The organism is Cupriavidus sp. HY129 (genome assembly GCF_059492215.1).
On record NZ_CP083255.1, the window covers coordinates 105,561 to 120,781 of the forward strand.

At 65.2% G+C, this 15,221-nt stretch carries 13 protein-coding genes; 10 read left to right on the plus strand and 3 right to left on the minus strand.

What is annotated here, in order from left to right; genetic code table 11:
* Positions 1–168: 168 nt before the first annotated feature.
* Positions 169–2,760 (minus strand): bifunctional aconitate hydratase 2/2-methylisocitrate dehydratase, encoded by a 2,592-nt coding sequence (locus K6G35_RS16945; protein WP_286882347.1) that lies wholly within the window; start codon positions 2,758–2,760, stop codon positions 169–171.
* Positions 2,761–3,208: 448 nt separating this feature from the next.
* Between K6G35_RS16945 and fliL the strand changes: the two genes are divergently transcribed.
* The 7 genes from fliL (at position 3,209) to fliR (ending at position 7,779) form a co-directional block, all read left to right on the plus strand.
* Positions 3,209–3,697: a flagellar basal body-associated protein FliL gene (fliL, locus tag K6G35_RS16950; protein ID WP_008644140.1), complete on the plus strand. Its 489-nt coding sequence runs from the start codon at positions 3,209–3,211 to the stop codon at positions 3,695–3,697.
* Between the two features lie 146 nt (positions 3,698–3,843).
* On the plus strand, positions 3,844–4,854 hold the full coding sequence (gene fliM / locus K6G35_RS16955) for a flagellar motor switch protein FliM (RefSeq protein WP_008644139.1): 1,011 nt from the start codon (positions 3,844–3,846) through the stop codon (positions 4,852–4,854).
* Positions 4,847–5,317, plus strand: a complete 471-nt coding sequence (gene fliN, locus K6G35_RS16960; RefSeq protein WP_035881059.1) for a flagellar motor switch protein FliN — start codon at positions 4,847–4,849, stop codon at positions 5,315–5,317. Before fliM ends, fliN begins: the two co-directional genes overlap by 8 nt.
* On the plus strand, positions 5,314–5,874 hold the full coding sequence (gene fliO, locus K6G35_RS16965) for a flagellar biosynthetic protein FliO (protein ID WP_008648906.1): 561 nt from the start codon (positions 5,314–5,316) through the stop codon (positions 5,872–5,874). Before fliN ends, fliO begins: the two co-directional genes overlap by 4 nt.
* Positions 5,871–6,665, plus strand: a complete 795-nt coding sequence (fliP, locus tag K6G35_RS16970) for a flagellar type III secretion system pore protein FliP (RefSeq protein ID WP_011519706.1) — start codon at positions 5,871–5,873, stop codon at positions 6,663–6,665. Before fliO ends, fliP begins: the two co-directional genes overlap by 4 nt.
* 13 nt (positions 6,666–6,678) lie before the next feature.
* Entirely contained in the window at positions 6,679–6,948 is a 270-nt protein-coding gene (gene fliQ / locus K6G35_RS16975; protein WP_008651899.1) for a flagellar biosynthesis protein FliQ, read from the plus strand.
* A gap of 45 nt (positions 6,949–6,993) precedes the next feature.
* The gene (gene fliR, locus K6G35_RS16980) at positions 6,994–7,779 is read left to right on the plus strand and encodes a flagellar biosynthetic protein FliR (RefSeq protein WP_008651897.1); all 786 of its coding nucleotides are present in this window, start codon (positions 6,994–6,996) and stop codon (positions 7,777–7,779) included.
* Positions 7,780–7,806: 27 nt separating this feature from the next.
* Here the strand turns inward: fliR and blaOXA are convergent, their stop codons facing one another.
* Complete coding sequence (gene blaOXA / locus K6G35_RS16985; protein WP_186426831.1) at positions 7,807–8,631, minus strand: OXA-1206 family carbapenem-hydrolyzing class D beta-lactamase; 825 nt, start codon at positions 8,629–8,631, stop codon at positions 7,807–7,809.
* A gap of 135 nt (positions 8,632–8,766) precedes the next feature.
* Between blaOXA and K6G35_RS16990 the strand changes: the two genes are divergently transcribed.
* From K6G35_RS16990 to K6G35_RS17000, 3 genes are all read left to right on the plus strand, one after another.
* Positions 8,767–10,425 (plus strand): hypothetical protein, encoded by a 1,659-nt coding sequence (locus K6G35_RS16990; protein WP_495676776.1) that lies wholly within the window; start codon positions 8,767–8,769, stop codon positions 10,423–10,425.
* Positions 10,426–10,491: 66 nt separating this feature from the next.
* Entirely contained in the window at positions 10,492–12,036 is a 1,545-nt protein-coding gene (locus tag K6G35_RS16995) for a metallophosphoesterase family protein (RefSeq protein WP_495676777.1), read from the plus strand.
* 21 nt (positions 12,037–12,057) lie between these two features.
* Entirely contained in the window at positions 12,058–13,359 is a 1,302-nt protein-coding gene (locus K6G35_RS17000; protein ID WP_286882352.1) for a cytochrome-c peroxidase, read from the plus strand.
* On the opposite strand, the gene K6G35_RS17005 is transcribed toward K6G35_RS17000, so the two are convergent.
* Entirely contained in the window at positions 13,329–14,957 is a 1,629-nt protein-coding gene (locus K6G35_RS17005) for a methyl-accepting chemotaxis protein (protein ID WP_495676778.1), read from the minus strand. The two genes, K6G35_RS17000 and K6G35_RS17005, sit on opposite strands and share 31 nt — an antisense overlap.
* Between the last annotated feature and the right edge of the window lie 264 nt (positions 14,958–15,221).

Sequence of the window (15,221 nt, forward strand, 5' to 3'; positions counted from 1 at the left end):
TCCTGCCGGTCCATCCACCCAACGACAGTCACACGCGGCAGCCATCAGGCAATCCTGACCGGGCTTGCGCAATCACCCATGAAAAAACCCCGCGGGCGCTTCACGCGCACGCGGGGTTCATCGGACTTCAGTTCGTTCCTCGGCGTCGCCGCCGAGGAACGTCGACACTTAGATCGACACCGTGTCCGCAACTTCCTTGAAGTCTTCGATCTGGTCGAAGTTCATGTACTTGTAGATCTTGTCGCCGTTGGCGTTCAGCACGCCCATGTCGGCCATGTACTCTTCCTTGTTCGGGATACGACCCAGGCGCGAGCAGATGGCAGCCAGTTCAGCGGAACCGAGATACACGTTCGTGTTCTTGCCCAGACGGTTCGGGAAGTTACGCGTCGAGGTCGACATCACCGTCGCGCCTTCGCGCACCTGTGCCTGGTTACCCATGCACAGCGAGCAACCCGGCATTTCGGTACGCGCGCCAGCCGTGCCGAACACGCCATAGTGGCCTTCCTCGGTCAGCTGCTTCTGGTCCATCTTGGTCGGCGGGGCAACCCACAGCTTCACGGGGATGTCGCGCTTGCCTTCCAGCAGCTTCGAAGCGGCACGGAAGTGGCCGATGTTGGTCATGCACGAACCGATGAACACTTCGTCGATCTTGGCGCCAGCCACGTCGGACAGCGTCTTCACGTCGTCCGGGTCGTTCGGGCAGGCCACGATCGGCTCGTGCACGTCGGCCAGATCGATTTCGATCACGGCGGCGTACTCGGCGTCGGTGTCCGGCTCCAGCAGCTTCGGATCGGCCAGCCATGCTTCCATGGCCTTGATACGGCGCTGCAGGCTGCGCGGGTCCTGGTAGCCTTCGGCGATCATCCACTTCAGCAGCGTGATGTTGCTGTTGATGTATTCGATGATCGGTTCCTTGTTCAGGTGCACCGAGCAACCGGCGGCCGAACGCTCGGCGGAGGCGTCGGACAGTTCGAAGGCCTGTTCCACCTTCAGGTCGGGCAGACCTTCGATTTCGAGGATACGGCCCGAGAAGATGTTCTGCTTGCCTTGCTTGGCCACGGTCAGCAGACCCTGCTTGATCGCGTACAGCGGAATGGCATTGACCAGGTCACGCAGCGTCACGCCGGGCTGCATCTTGCCCTTGAAGCGGACCAGCACCGATTCCGGCATGTCCAGCGGCATCACGCCGGTGGCAGCGGCAAAGGCGACCAGGCCCGAACCGGCCGGGAAGCTGATACCGATCGGGAAGCGGGTGTGCGAGTCGCCGCCGGTGCCCACGGTGTCGGGCAGCAGCATGCGGTTCAGCCACGAGTGAATCACGCCATCGCCCGGACGCAGCGAGATACCGCCACGGGTGCTGATGAACTGCGGCAGCGTGTGGTGCGTCTTCACGTCCACCGGCTTCGGATAAGCGGCGGTGTGGCAGAACGACTGCATCACGAGGTCGGCCGAGAAGCCCAGGCAAGCCAGATCCTTCAGCTCGTCGCGGGTCATCGGGCCGGTGGTGTCCTGCGAGCCCACCGAGGTCATCTTCGGTTCGCAGTACGTGCCCGGGCGGATGCCCTTGCCTTCGGCCAGGCCGCAGGCGCGGCCGACCATCTTCTGGGCCAGCGTGAAACCCTTGCCGGTGTCGACCGGGTTCTGCGGCAGGCGGAACAGCGTCGACGGGGCCAGGCCCAGCGACTCGCGGGCCTTGGCGGTCAGGCCACGGCCGATGATCAGCGGAATACGGCCACCGGCGCGCACTTCGTCGAACAGCACGTCCGACTTCACCTTGAATTCAGCGATGACTTCGCCGTTCTTCAGGGCCTTGCCTTCGTAGGGACGCAGTTCCACCACGTCGCCCATTTCCATCTTCGACACGTCGAGTTCGATCGGCAGCGCGCCGGCGTCTTCCATCGTGTTGTAGAAGATCGGAGCAATCTTGCTGCCCAGGCACACGCCACCGAAACGCTTGTTCGGCACGAACGGGATGTCTTCGCCGGTGAACCACAGCACCGAGTTGGTGGCCGACTTGCGGCTGGAGCCGGTACCGACCACGTCGCCGACGTAGGCCACCAGGTGGCCCTTGTCCTTCAGCGACTCGATGAACTTGACCGGGCCACGCTTGCCGTCTTCTTCCGGCTGGAACGCAGCGCCTTCGCGCTTGTTCTTCAGCATGGCCAGCGCGTGCATCGGGATGTCCGGGCGCGTGGTGGCGTCAGGGGCCGGCGACAGGTCGTCGGTGTTGGTTTCGCCCGGCACCTTGAACACGGTGATCGTCAGCGATTGCGGCAGTTCCGGACGGCTCGTGAACCATTCGGCGTCGGCCCAGCTTTGCAGCACGGCCTTGGCATTGGCGTTGCCCTTGTCCGCCTTTTCCTTCACGTCGTGGAAGGCGTCGAACATCAGCAGCGTCTTCTTCAGCGCCTCGGCGGCCACGGTGCCCACTTCGGCATCGTCCAGCAGCTCGATCAGCGGCGAGATGTTGTAGCCGCCCAGCATCGTGCCGAGCAGTTCGGTAGCGCGGGCGCGCGAGATCAGCGGGGTCTTTTCCGAACCCAGGGCCACGGCGGCCAGGTACGAGGCCTTGACCTTGGCGGCGTCATCCACGCCTGCCGGCACGCGATAGGTGATCAGGTCCAGCAGCGCCTGCTCCTCGCCCGCCGGGGGGTTCTTGATCAGTTCGATCAGGTCGGCGGTCTGCTTGGCGGTCAGAGGCAGAGGGGGAATGCCAAGCGCGGCGCGTTCGGCGACATGGGCGCGATAGGTATCAAGCATAGGAACCTGCTGGTAATAGGGTTGTAACGGTACTGCCGTCTCTGTGGGGACTGGCGCGCGAGGCGGCCAGTTGCGCGTGATTGTAGACCGAAGTCCCCGCCAGATCAAATGTCTTATATCTTATATAAGAGTTGAGGCGGGCAAACCTTTACAGATCAATTACTTATCAAAGTGCGAATCATCTGCCTCCGCAAGCACTTTACGGGAACCCCATCCGGTCGCACGGTACCGCAAGCACGGACCCGGTGACTCGGCCGCCGTGCTGGTCTTAAGTTCCGCTCATCACATTCGTTAACCAGCAAGGAGGCGCAAATGGCGCTCCTATGCACCCGTGCGCCCGACGTCCGCCCAGCTCAAACGGCCAAGCTGAGCGGGATTCCCCCTTTTTATCGGCCCTTTGCTTGCCTGCAATTCGGGAAGAATGCAGGCATTCCGACACAGGCATCTCATGGCGAACACGCTTTCCCCCTCCCAGACCGGTGGCACCTCGAGCAAGCGCGGCCGGCTCCTGCTGATCGGCGGCGGTGTGCTGGTGGTGGCGCTGGGCGTTGGCGGCTTCGTGCTGGGCAACATCATCGGTGGCAGCCGCCAACCGGCGGCTCCTGCTGCCCCGGTGGTGCCGCCGCCGATCTTCGTGCCGCTGGATGCGTTCACCGTGAACCTCAAGAGCGAGGATGGTGACCGTTTCCTGCACACCGGCCTGTCTCTGAAGGTGGCGGACAGCGACACCCAGGCACGCCTGTCGCAGTACCTGCCCGAAGCGCGCAGCCGCATCCTGCTGCTGCTGTCGGCACGCCAGCCAGCCGATCTCGCCACCGTCGAGGGCAAGCAGAAGCTCGCACGCGACATCCAGGCGACCATCAGCCAGCCGTTTGCCGCAGGCCTGCCGCCCCAGAAGATCCTGGACGTCTTGTTTACATCGTTCGTGGTGCAGTAAGCCGTGTGCCTGCCTCGCGAACCCTGAACCACATCCGATATGAAACTGCCCGCCGAACTTCACCTCTGCCGCCGCATCGCGCGCGCCGCCTGAAGCCGGCCATGGACCGTTTCATCCTTAAAGCCGTTCACGGGGCAGGACACTAGATGGCCTACGACAAGTTCCTCTCGCAGGACGAGGTAGACGAACTACTGAAAGGCGTATCGGGCGAATCCGATGCGCCGGTGGCAAGCGTGCCCGTCGCCGACGATGGCGGCGTGCGTCCGTACAACCTGGCCACCCAGGAGCGCATCGTCCGGGGCCGCCTGCATACGCTCGAGATCATCAACGAGCGTTTTGCCCGCGCCCTGCGCACCGCGCTGTTCAACTTCATCCGCCGCGGCGCCGACATCTCGGTTGGCACCGTGCGGATCGAGAAGTACGGCGATTTCGTGCGCAACCTGCCGGTCCCGACCAACCTGAACCTGGTCCACATGAAGCCGCTGCGGGGCACCGCGCTATTCGTGTACGACCCGAACCTGGTGTTTCTCGTCGTCGACAACCTGTTCGGCGGCGATGGCCGCTTCCACACCCGTGTGGAAGGCCGCGACTTTACCCAGACCGAGCAGCGCATCATCCGCCGCATGCTCGACCTCACGCTTTCCAGCTACGGCCAGGCCTGGCGCACCGTGCATCCAATCGAGTTCGACTATGTCCGCTCGGAGATGCACACGAAGTTCGCCAACGTCGCCGGCCCGAACGATGCCGTGGTTACCACCGCGTTCCACATCGAACTGGGCGCCGTGGGCGGGCAGCTTCATATCTGCATCCCGTTCTCGATGATCGAGCCACTGCGCGATCTGCTGATGAACCCGCTGCAGGACGAGGTCGAGGTGGACAAGCGCTGGCTCGGCCAGCTCTCCAACCAGCTACGTGCCGCCGAAGTGGAACTGGTGGCCGAATTCACGCACCTGCGCAGCACCGTGGCCGAGGTTCTGGCCATGCGCGAAGGCGACGTGCTGCCGATCGAACTGCCGGAACACATCTTCGGCAAGGTGAACGGCGTGCCCGTCATGCAGTGCGGCTTCGGCACCATGAACGGCCAGTACGCGCTGCGCGTGGAACGGATGCTCAATTACCAAGACAGCGATTCCAACAAGGAAACCGATCATGACTGACGGCACCCAGGACAAGCCGGTCGATCCAATGGACGACTGGGCCAGCGCCCTCGCGGAGCAGACCAGCGCCGAGCAGGCAACGTCCGCTGCCGCGCCGGCGCCCAGCGCTGCCGCACCGACGGCGCAAGCCATGCCCGCCGCCACGCCGGCGGCTTCCACGGTGTTCCCGCCGCTGGCGCAGGAAGCGCCGCCGGGGTTCCACAACGATATCGGGATGATTCTCGATATTCCCGTGCAGCTCACGGTGGAACTCGGCCGCACCAAGGTACCCATCAAGAACCTGCTGCAACTGGCGCAAGGTTCGGTCGTGGAACTCGACGGCCTGGCCGGCGAACCGATGGACGTGCTTGTCAACGGCTACCTGATCGCCCAGGGCGAAGTGGTGGTGGTCAATGACAAGTTCGGCATCCGCCTGACGGACATCATCACGCCGTCGGAACGTATCCGGAAGCTCAACAAATGATGGTTGCCGCGCGCCGGCTTGCCGCGGGCATTGCCCTTGTGGGCGTTGCCGCTTCCGGCGCGCAGGCTGCCGACGTCGTGCTCAGCACGGCCCAGGCGGGCACGCCCACCGGCGGCGCCGCGACCAACACCACTACCAGCGCCACTACTGGCAACACCGGCGCCAACGCTCCCGTCATCAGCAGTGGGGCCAGCCTGGCGCAAGCCGGTCTGGGCCTGTTCGCCGTCATCGCGCTGATCCTGGCGATGGCATGGGTGGCGCGGCGCGTCGGCCTGGTGCGCCAGGGCTCGGGCAATGCGTCGATGAAGGTGGTCGGCAGCCTGATGCTTGGTCCGCGCCAGAGGGTGGTCACGGTGGAAGTGGGCGGTACCTGGCTGGTGCTTGGTGTGTCGCCCAATGAAATCCGTCCGCTTCACACGCTGGAAGCACAACCGCACACCGGTTCTCCGGACGATTCGCGGCCGGGCTCTCAGGCGGACTCAGCAATGCCCCGGAACATGCAGGGCGGATTTGGCGAGCGACTGATGCGCGCCATGCAGGAAAACCTCAAGAAATGAACTCGCTGCGTGCCGACGTCGCACGGCATCCCGCGCGCCTGCCGCGCGTGGCCGCCACCCTGCTGGCCTTGCTGCCGCTCGTGCTGTGGCTCGCGCCCGAATCGGCGCTGGCCCAGTCGCTGCCCGGCGTGACCAGCCGGCCGGGACCCGGCGGCGGCCAGACCTGGTCGCTGTCGATCCAGACGCTGGTCCTGCTGACATCGCTGTCGTTCCTGCCGGCGGCCATGCTGATGATGACGGGCTTCACCCGCATCATCATCGTGCTGGGCCTGCTGCGCAACGCGCTGGGCACGGCATCGTCGCCGCCCAACCAGGTACTCGTGGGTCTGTCGCTGTTCCTGACGTTCTTCGTCATGTCGCCGGTGTTCGACAAGGTCTACACCGACGCCTACCAGCCGCTCTCCGAAAACAAGATCAGCCTCGAGACCGCCGCCCAGCGCGCCGCCGTGCCGCTGCGCGCGTTCATGCTGCGCCAGACCCGCGAGAAGGACCTGGCGATGTTCGCGCAGATGGCCAAGACGCCCGAGCTGCAGGGCCCTGAGGACGTGCCGTTCACGGTGCTGGTACCGGCGTTCGTCACCAGCGAACTGAAGACCGCGTTTCAGATCGGCTTCACGATCTTCATCCCGTTCCTCATCATCGACCTCGTCGTGGCCAGCGTGCTGATGGCGATGGGCATGATGATGGTGCCACCCGCCACCATTTCGCTGCCGTTCAAGCTGATGCTGTTCGTGCTGGTCGATGGCTGGCAACTGCTGCTGGGCTCCCTGGCGCAGAGCTTCATGAACTGACCGGAGGCCCGCCATGACACCGGAAATGGTGATGACCATCGCCACGCAGGCGATGAAGATGACGCTGTTGCTGGCCGCACCGCTGCTGCTGGTGGCGCTGGCGGCGGGTCTGGTGGTGAGCCTGTTCCAGGCCGCGACGCAGATCAACGAAATGACGCTGACCTTCATCCCGAAGCTCATCGCCCTGTTCGCGACGATGGTGCTCGTCGGCCCGTGGATGATCAACACCTTCGTGGACTACATGCGCCAGGTGTTCCAGAGCATCCCCGCCATGGCCCACTGATCTGGCCGCCGTACCTTTTTCCCTTTTCCTTCCCAATAGCCTGCCGTGATCGAGGTCACCACCGCCCAGATGTACGGCTGGATCGCCGCCTTCCTGTGGCCGATGTTCCGGATGCTGGGGCTGATCTCATCCGCGCCGCTGCTCAGCGAATCGACGATTCCCCGGCGTCTCAAGATCCTGCTGGCGGCCGCCCTGTCGGTAGTCATCTCCCCCACGATCGGCAATATCCCCGCTGTACCGGTCTACTCGCTCGATGGCCTGCTGATTGTCCTCAACGAAGTCGGCATCGGCCTGTCGATGGGTTTCGCAATGCGGCTGGTATTCGCCGCGGTGCAGATGGCGGGTGAAGTCATCGGCTTGCAGATGGGTCTGTCGTTCGCGTCGTTCTACGATCGCTCCGCTGGCGGCCAGACCATGGTGCTGTCACGCTTCCTGAACATGGTGGCCATGCTGCTGTTCCTGGCGCTCGACGGGCATCTGATGATGCTGGCCGCGCTGATCGACAGCTTCCAGGGCCTGCCCATCTCCGGCGTGCCGCTCTCCGGGCACGGCTGGGGTGTGCTGGCTCGCGCGGGTTCGATGATCTTCTCCGCCGGTACCCTGCTCTCGCTGCCGATGATCGCGGCGCTGCTGACGATGAACCTGGCCATGGGCATCCTGAACCGTGCCTCGCCGCAGCTTTCGATCTTCGCCGTGGGCTTCCCCGTCACGCTGCTGGGCGGCATGCTGGTCCTGGCGCTGGTGATGCCGCACATGGGCGCCTACGTGCAGCATCTGATCGAAAGCGGCCTGCAGACCGCCGCTACCGTGCTCGACCAGCTAGCGCCCTAGCGATCAGGCAAAGACCTCGGCCGTCGCTCAGGACAGCGCGCCCACCTGCTTCAGCACCGCGCGCGCAATCTCCTGGCGCTTCGGCGCGACGCCCGGGTTCGGCATATCCAGGTTGATCGCGAACACGTACGTATCGTTGCCGCGCGCCACCCAGCCCACCCACCAGCCAACATCAACCTTTCCGGGCACCGTCACCCAGCCGGTCTTGGCGTAGATCGTGTACGCCGGCGTCTTCTCGATCGCCAGGATGTCATCGAGCATGTCGTAGCTCCGCGCCGAGATCATCGGCACCCTGCGCGCCGCCACTTCACGCAGGAAATCCACCTGCTGGTAGGCCGTGATCTTCAACTGGTTGTTAAGCCAGAACCAGTCCACCGGACCGTCGACGTTAGCATTCCCGAAACGCGCGGCTTGCAGGTACTTGCGGTACTGCTCAGTGCCGATGCGCCGCGCCAGTGTCTGATAGGCGGGAATGCACGAATTCTTGAGTGCCACACGCATCGAAACCTCGCCGTTGCAGACCGGTGGTAGAAACGGCTTGCCGTTGTGCATGATGACCTTTCCGTCCCAGGGCAGCATGTCGTTGTCGACATCGGCGGCAGCGCCCGTCTCAAGCGCGATCAGCGAATTGAAAACCTTGAACGTCGACGCGGGCGAATAGGCAGTTGCCGCGCGTTCGGGGTTGTACGTCAGCGTGCGTTGTTGCCGCACGTCGTGAATGACCATCGTGCCGTCAACGCCCGCGGCATCAAACAATGATCGGGCGTTGATTGTCGATCCGGTGATGGCATGGGCGGCCAGCGGCAACAGCAGGCAGAGCGCCAGGGTCAGGCGCGCAAGTTTGTCTCGCATATCGACTCGTTATGTGAAGTGATGAGGATTGGTGTTTCGTCATGTCGACGGTTGGCAATCCAGGCCCGGATCGTGTTGCGGAGCATAGTTCGCGATGCATCAGGCGCCAACCGCGCCCGCTGTAACACGCGTAACATGGCGGCCATGCCCGCCCCCGTCATCCGCATCGACCTGTCTCCGCCCTATCGCGTCGCGGGACAATCCGCCCGCCACCAGTCGGTCTGGCTACTGGCGCGCATCTGGCTGGCCGCCACACGAGACCAGGATGACCTGCGCTCGGCCGAGGTACGGGCGCGCTTCGCCGACGCCACTGACGTACGCATGATCGTGTCACGTGCGTTCGCGGATTTCGCGCGCTGGCAGGTGCCCGTGGGCTGGGGTGCGGACAAAGATGTCGATGTCTCCGGCCTGCGCACGGGAGGCCGCAGCAAGGGTCCGTTCTGGATGCCAACGTCAACCGCGCAGCGGCTGCGTTTCATCGTCAACGGCAAGGCACTCGGCGTTGCGGGCGTCGCGCGCTGGCTCGGCAAGTCCGTTTCCGGCGATGCCGCGGCATCGACAACAACGGCGGGCGACGACGACGGATTGCGCTACGTGATGCGCGACATGGACTTCTGGCGCCACCTGACCCAGGCGATGCGAGGCGCGCAGGATGGTTTCGCGGGCACGCTGGAGGCTGGCGTCGCAGAATCGTTTCGCGCGGCGCAGCGTAGTGCGGCCGACGACTTCCAGCACGCGCTGTCGCTGCTCAAGGAAAGCCTCGCATGGCGCCGCAGCGATCGGCTGGACCGCAGTCGCGCGGCATTGCAACGGTTCCAGCGTCTGGTTGCGCGCGGCGGCGTCAACGCCGCGCTGCCGACCTTCGCGGCGATGGTGCACGTGGTGCGCGCCTGGGAACACTACGCGCGCGCCGACCTGTCGTCGGCACTGGCGGAACTCACACGGCTCACCGCGGATGCGGAACTGCGACCCGTGGTGCGCTACAACCCGCGAGTCCGCTTCGAGACGCTGAATCTTGACGCGCTGGTACACAAGAGTCTCGCCCTGCGGCCCGATGCGACCCACACAACCGATAAGCCAACTCGACGGGCCGCCGCCTGTCGTGCGCTCGAGTCCTTTTCCAGCGCGTTGCAGGCCGCGTATGAAGCTGACTCCGTCGATGCCGTACAGCACGCGGCGGCAAACATCGGCTGGTCGCTCTGGCTGTTCTGGCGCCAGGGTCTCGTCGATGAGGCTCGCACGCTGTCGGCTAGCGACGTGCAGCGGCAGGCCATGCGCTGGCTTGGACTATCCGAATGGATCTGTGATCGCTTCGGCGTGGGCGGTGGATCGGCCTGGAACACGGTGTTCCTTTTGCGTATCGCGCGTGGCGACATCGCCGACGAGCCGCCCACTTCATTGCGCGCCTTCCGTGCCCGCCGCCCCCTCAGCGTGGCCGAGGCGATCGACGCGCTGCGGCCCTTTCACGCCCCGTTCGCGCCCGCCAAGGGGTTCGTGCGCTGGTCGTCGGTGGCGGCGTTCGCGCTCGAGGAACACGATGCCGGACACGTCCGCTACAACGCGCTGCAGCTCGCCAATCTGCTGCTGGAGTCCGTCTGGTACCTGGCCCATGAACAGGGCGACTCGATGCAGGCGTACTCGACAATGGAACGGCTGGTTGCCCAGATCGCCGTGCTGGGGCCCGGCGAGCGCGGCTTCTTTCACGCCGAAATCCGCGCGTTCCCGCCCGAATTGCGAACCGCCGCCAGCCACGCCGGGCCCCGGCGCCAGCGGGCGGGCATCACGCCTGCGTGAGCACAGGCCGTCATATTTATTACACACTCGGCCTGTACGGTTGCGCCCCTAACAGGGGAGAAAACCATGCGCACAAAAAAAGCCCTCGGCTGGACAGCCGGGATGGTAGCGCTCGTCGCCGTGGCGGGATTGCACGGTTGCGGGAGCGACGACACCAACACCACCACCAATAGCAGCACCGGCGGCACCACGCCACCTGCGACGACACCGCCCACCACGCCACCTACGGTCGCGCCGGCCGACGCGGCCACCGCGAGCGCCAACATCCAGGCCGCGTGGGTCGAGATCGGCGACGGCAACCAGGCCATCGCACGCGCCGTCACCAGCTATGTCGCGTCAGCCGACGCCGGTACCAATGGTGTCTGCCCGATGCTGACAGTCGATGGCAAGGCAACGCGCATGACGCTGCGCGTGGGCCCCGCCACCGTGCCGCTGCGGACCACCGCGAGCGCGCCGGCCGATTCGAAGCCGTCCGAGTTCCCGGTATCGGTGTGCGAAGCCACCGTGGCTTCCACCGCCACCAGCGCGGCCATCGGCACGCAGACACTGCCGCTGCCCAAGGCATTGCCGCAGCGCATCGTGGTGCTGGCCGACACGGGCTGCCGCCTGAAGAAGGCCGACAACGCATGGCAGGCATGCAGCGACACCGACGCCTGGCCGCTCTCCACGGTGGCCACCACGGCAGCGGGCTTCAATCCCGACCTCGTGCTGCACATCGGCGACTACCACTATCGCGAGAACGCCTGCCCGCCGGACATCGCCGGTTGCCAGGGCAGCCCGTGGGGCTATGGCTGGGATACGTGGCAGGCTGACCTGTTCAAGCCCGCCGCGCCGCTGCTGGCCAAGGCGCCGTGGGTGGTGGTGCGCGGCAACCACGAGGAATGCGCGCGTGCCGGCCAGGGCTGGTCACGCTTCCTCGATCCGCGCCCGTTCGACACCACGCGCTCGTGCGACGATCCCGTCAACGACAGCACCGGCAACTACGCCGACCCTTACGCGGTGTCGCTGGGCGGCGGTTCACAGGTGATCGTGTTCGACTCGGCCAAGGCCGGCAAGGCTGCGTTGCCGACCACCGATCCGCAGTTCATCGCCTACCAGAAGCAGTTCCAGACCGTGGCCACGCTGGCTGCCAAGCCGGGCATGACCACCACGATCTTCACGAACCACCATCCGATCCTCGGGTTCGCGCCGATAGCAGGCGCGAACCCGGCGCCGGGCAACCTGGCGCTGCAGTCGGTGATGTCGAACCTGAATCCGCAGGCGTACTACCCGACTGGCGTTCACGTGGCGCTGCACGGCCACGTGCATGACTTCCAGGCAATCAACTTCGCGTCGGCGCATCCGGCGACGATCGTGACCGGCAACGGCGGCGACAACCTCGACGTCGCGCTGCCCGATCCGTTGCCTGCCGGCAGCGTGCCGGCCCCGGGCACGACGATCGACCGGATCACGCACCATGCCAGCTTCGGCTTCCTGGTGATGGACCGCAAGGCCTCGCCGGCCACCGGGTGGACCTTCAAGGCCTACGCGAAGGACGGCAAGCTGATGGCCACCTGCAACCAGACTGGCAACACGGTGACGTGCGACAAGACCGGCTTTATCGCACCTTGAACGCACCTTGATCGCATCTTGATGACATCAGCAAGACCTGCCGTCGCCGCCCTTGCGCTCTGGGCGGTGACGGGCCACACCGGTGCGGCGGGCACCGTGCTGCTGCCCGGCGCACCGCCCGCGCAAGTGGTGGCGACCATCGGCAATGGCACGCCCAAGGTGACCGCGAAGGTCGATGCCACTACCGGCGTCTTCCGGCCAGATCCGTCGCTGGTGGCGCTCGGCAAGCGCGCGTTCTTCGACCCGCGCCTGTCGATGCCGCGCGGGCAGTCGTGCGCAAGCTGCCATGACCCGGCGCGCGCGTTCTCGCCCACGCTGCCAGACGGTGGAAAGCGCGGGCCCGGCGTGCCGCAAGGCAGTCGCCCGGGACACTTCAGCCTGCGTAATCCACCTTCGTTGCTATACGTGCGCTACGTGCCGCGCCGGCATTTCTATCAGGACGACGATGCCCCTGCGGCATCCCCATTCGGTGGCCTGTTCGCCGACGGCCGCGCCGACACGCTTGCCGAGCAGATACGCGGCCCGCTGCTCGATCCGAACGAGATGAACAACGGCAGCCCGGCCCGGCTGCTGCGCAACGTCAACGACACCGATCTGGCGCCGGCAATGGCCGCGCAATTCGGCCCGGCGGTACGCAAGGACCCACAGGCGATGCTCCGCGCCCTGGGCGCAGCGCTGCAGGCGTACATGCAAAGCGACGAGATGGCGCCGTTCACGTCACGCTTCGACGACTACCTGCGCCGCCGCACACCGCTGGCGCCGCAGGAAATGCGCGGACTGGCACTATTCAAGAACCCTGACAAGGGCAACTGCATGAGTTGCCATACGCTGTCTGATACCGCGAGCCGGCCGGAGCGGTCGCTGTTCACGGACTTCGGCTACGACGCGATCGCCGTGCCGCGCAACCGCGCCCTGCCCGCCAACCGCGATCCCAGGCACTTCGACAACGGGCTCTGCGCCACCGCGCGCACGTTGCGCTGGCCCGATCCCGACCAGTGGTGCGGCTACGTGCGCACCCCCGGCCTGCGCAACGTGGCCGTTCGCCAGCGCTTCATGCACAACGGGGTGTTCACGACGCTGCGCGATGCCGTGGCGTTCTACAACACGCGATCGATCGATCCGGGCAAGTGGTATGCCGGCGGCAAGACGTTCGACGATGTGCCCGTTGCCTATCGCGACAACATCAACGTCAACTCGCCGCCGATGAACCGGCGGCCAGACATGCCGGCCGCGCTGACGGAAGGCGAGATCGACGACATCGTCGCCTTCCTGCGCACGCTTACGGACGCGGCTTACGTGAACGCGATGCCTGCCGTCCGCTGACCCACTACCGGGCGGTGCGCGTCGTGAATGCGCCCGCCGCCCGATGGCAGCTTGAAGAACGCCACAGCATCGTCCAGCGACCGGCTCTGCTCCTCAAGCGCCTTCGACGCTTCCGCGGCCTCGTGCACCAGCGAGGCATTCTGCTGCGTGACCTGATCGATCTGCACGATCGCCTGATTCACTTGCTCAATGCCACGGTTCTGCTCGGCGGACGCGGTGGCAATCTCGTCGACGATATTGGTGACGCGAGCCACGGCCTGCGTGACGTCGGTCATGGTCTTGCCCGCTTCGCTGGCCAACGACGAGCCAGCCTGCACCTGGGCAACCGATGCGTCGATCAACTCCTTGATTTCCTTGGCCGCACTCGACGACCGCTGTGCGAGCCCACGCACCTCGCTGGCCACCACGGCAAACCCGCGCCCCTGCTCGCCGGCACGCGCAGCTTCCACCGCGGCGTTGAGCGCCAGGATATTGGTCTGGAATGCAATGCCTTCGATAATGCCGGTGATCTCCGCGATCTTGGTCGAGCTTGCGCTGATGCCTTCCATCGTATCGACCACGCGGCCCACGGTGCTGCTGCCCTGTTGGGCCACCTCGGTGGCGTTGCGGGCCAGTTCGCTGGCTTGTCGGGCATTCTCGGTGTTGTGGCGGACCGTCGCCGCCAGTTCCTCAATGCTCGCCGCGGTCTCCTCCAGCGACGCCGCCTGCTGCTCGGTACGGCTCGACAGGTCCATGTTGCCCTCGGCGATCTGGCCTGTGGCCACCGCGATGCTCGAACTGCCCTCGCGCACGCGCGCCACTGTTTCGCTCAAGCGCTCGTTCATGTCACGCAATGCGCCGAGCAGCCGGCCGGTCTCGTCGGTGGAATTCACCTCGATGCGCATGCCAAGCTCGCCACGCGCGACGGTGCTGGCCACGCCCACGGCGCGCTCGATCGGCCCGGTGATCGCGCGGGTCAGCAACATGCCGCCGGTCATGGCAAAGGCCACCGCGGCCAGCGACACGATGATCAGCAGATTGCGCTGCGCGACATAGTCGTCCTGCAGCTTCCGGATCATTTCGTCCTGGCGCTCCTTGGTGAAGCTGGCATAGGTGTTGGTCGCCTTGATCAGCTCGGCCAGCAGTGGGCGGCATTCGTTGTTCATTTTCTCGATGGCGGCGTCACGCTTGCCCTCGAGCGCCAGGGCGACGATGGCCGTGGCCACGGGACCGTAACGCGCCTCGATGCGGTCGACCTCGGCCACCAGATTGCGGGCGGTCTCGCTTACGCCCTCGGCCTTGATCATCTCGTTAAGCTTGCCCAGCCGCGCCTTTACGTCGTCGTGCGCCTTGAGCACCGCTTCCTTTTCCAGACTGATGTCTGCCGGCGTGGTGACCAGCACGAGATTGCGCGCGGCGATGGCGCGACGATCGACTGACGTGCGCACCTCGGACGCCATCGCGCCACGGGCGTTGAGCCCGTTGATGTAGGCACTGAACCCATCGGTCGCCTGACTCAGCGCACGCAAGGACAGCCCCGAAACCACCAGCACGATGAGTGCCAGCGCGCCAAACCCCGCAAGGAGCCTGGTCTTGATCGACAGATCGCGGATTTTCACAGCTACCCCCAGTTGCCGATTCCTCGGCGATATGGATGTTGTTGCATCACGGTGTGATGCATTAAGCACTGAAAATCCCCGTATCACGCGTTACAGGTGTCGTCCGCGCCATCACGCCAACGCCCTGTATGTATTGTTTGCTGGCTAACGGCTGTCGGCCCCTCGATTTCGCCCTACTCCGGTAGGGGGTAGCGGTGAAAGCGCCTAGGGATTTGCACTCATGCAACCCGATGCATCGCATCCGAAGTTTTAAATTGCATTTCA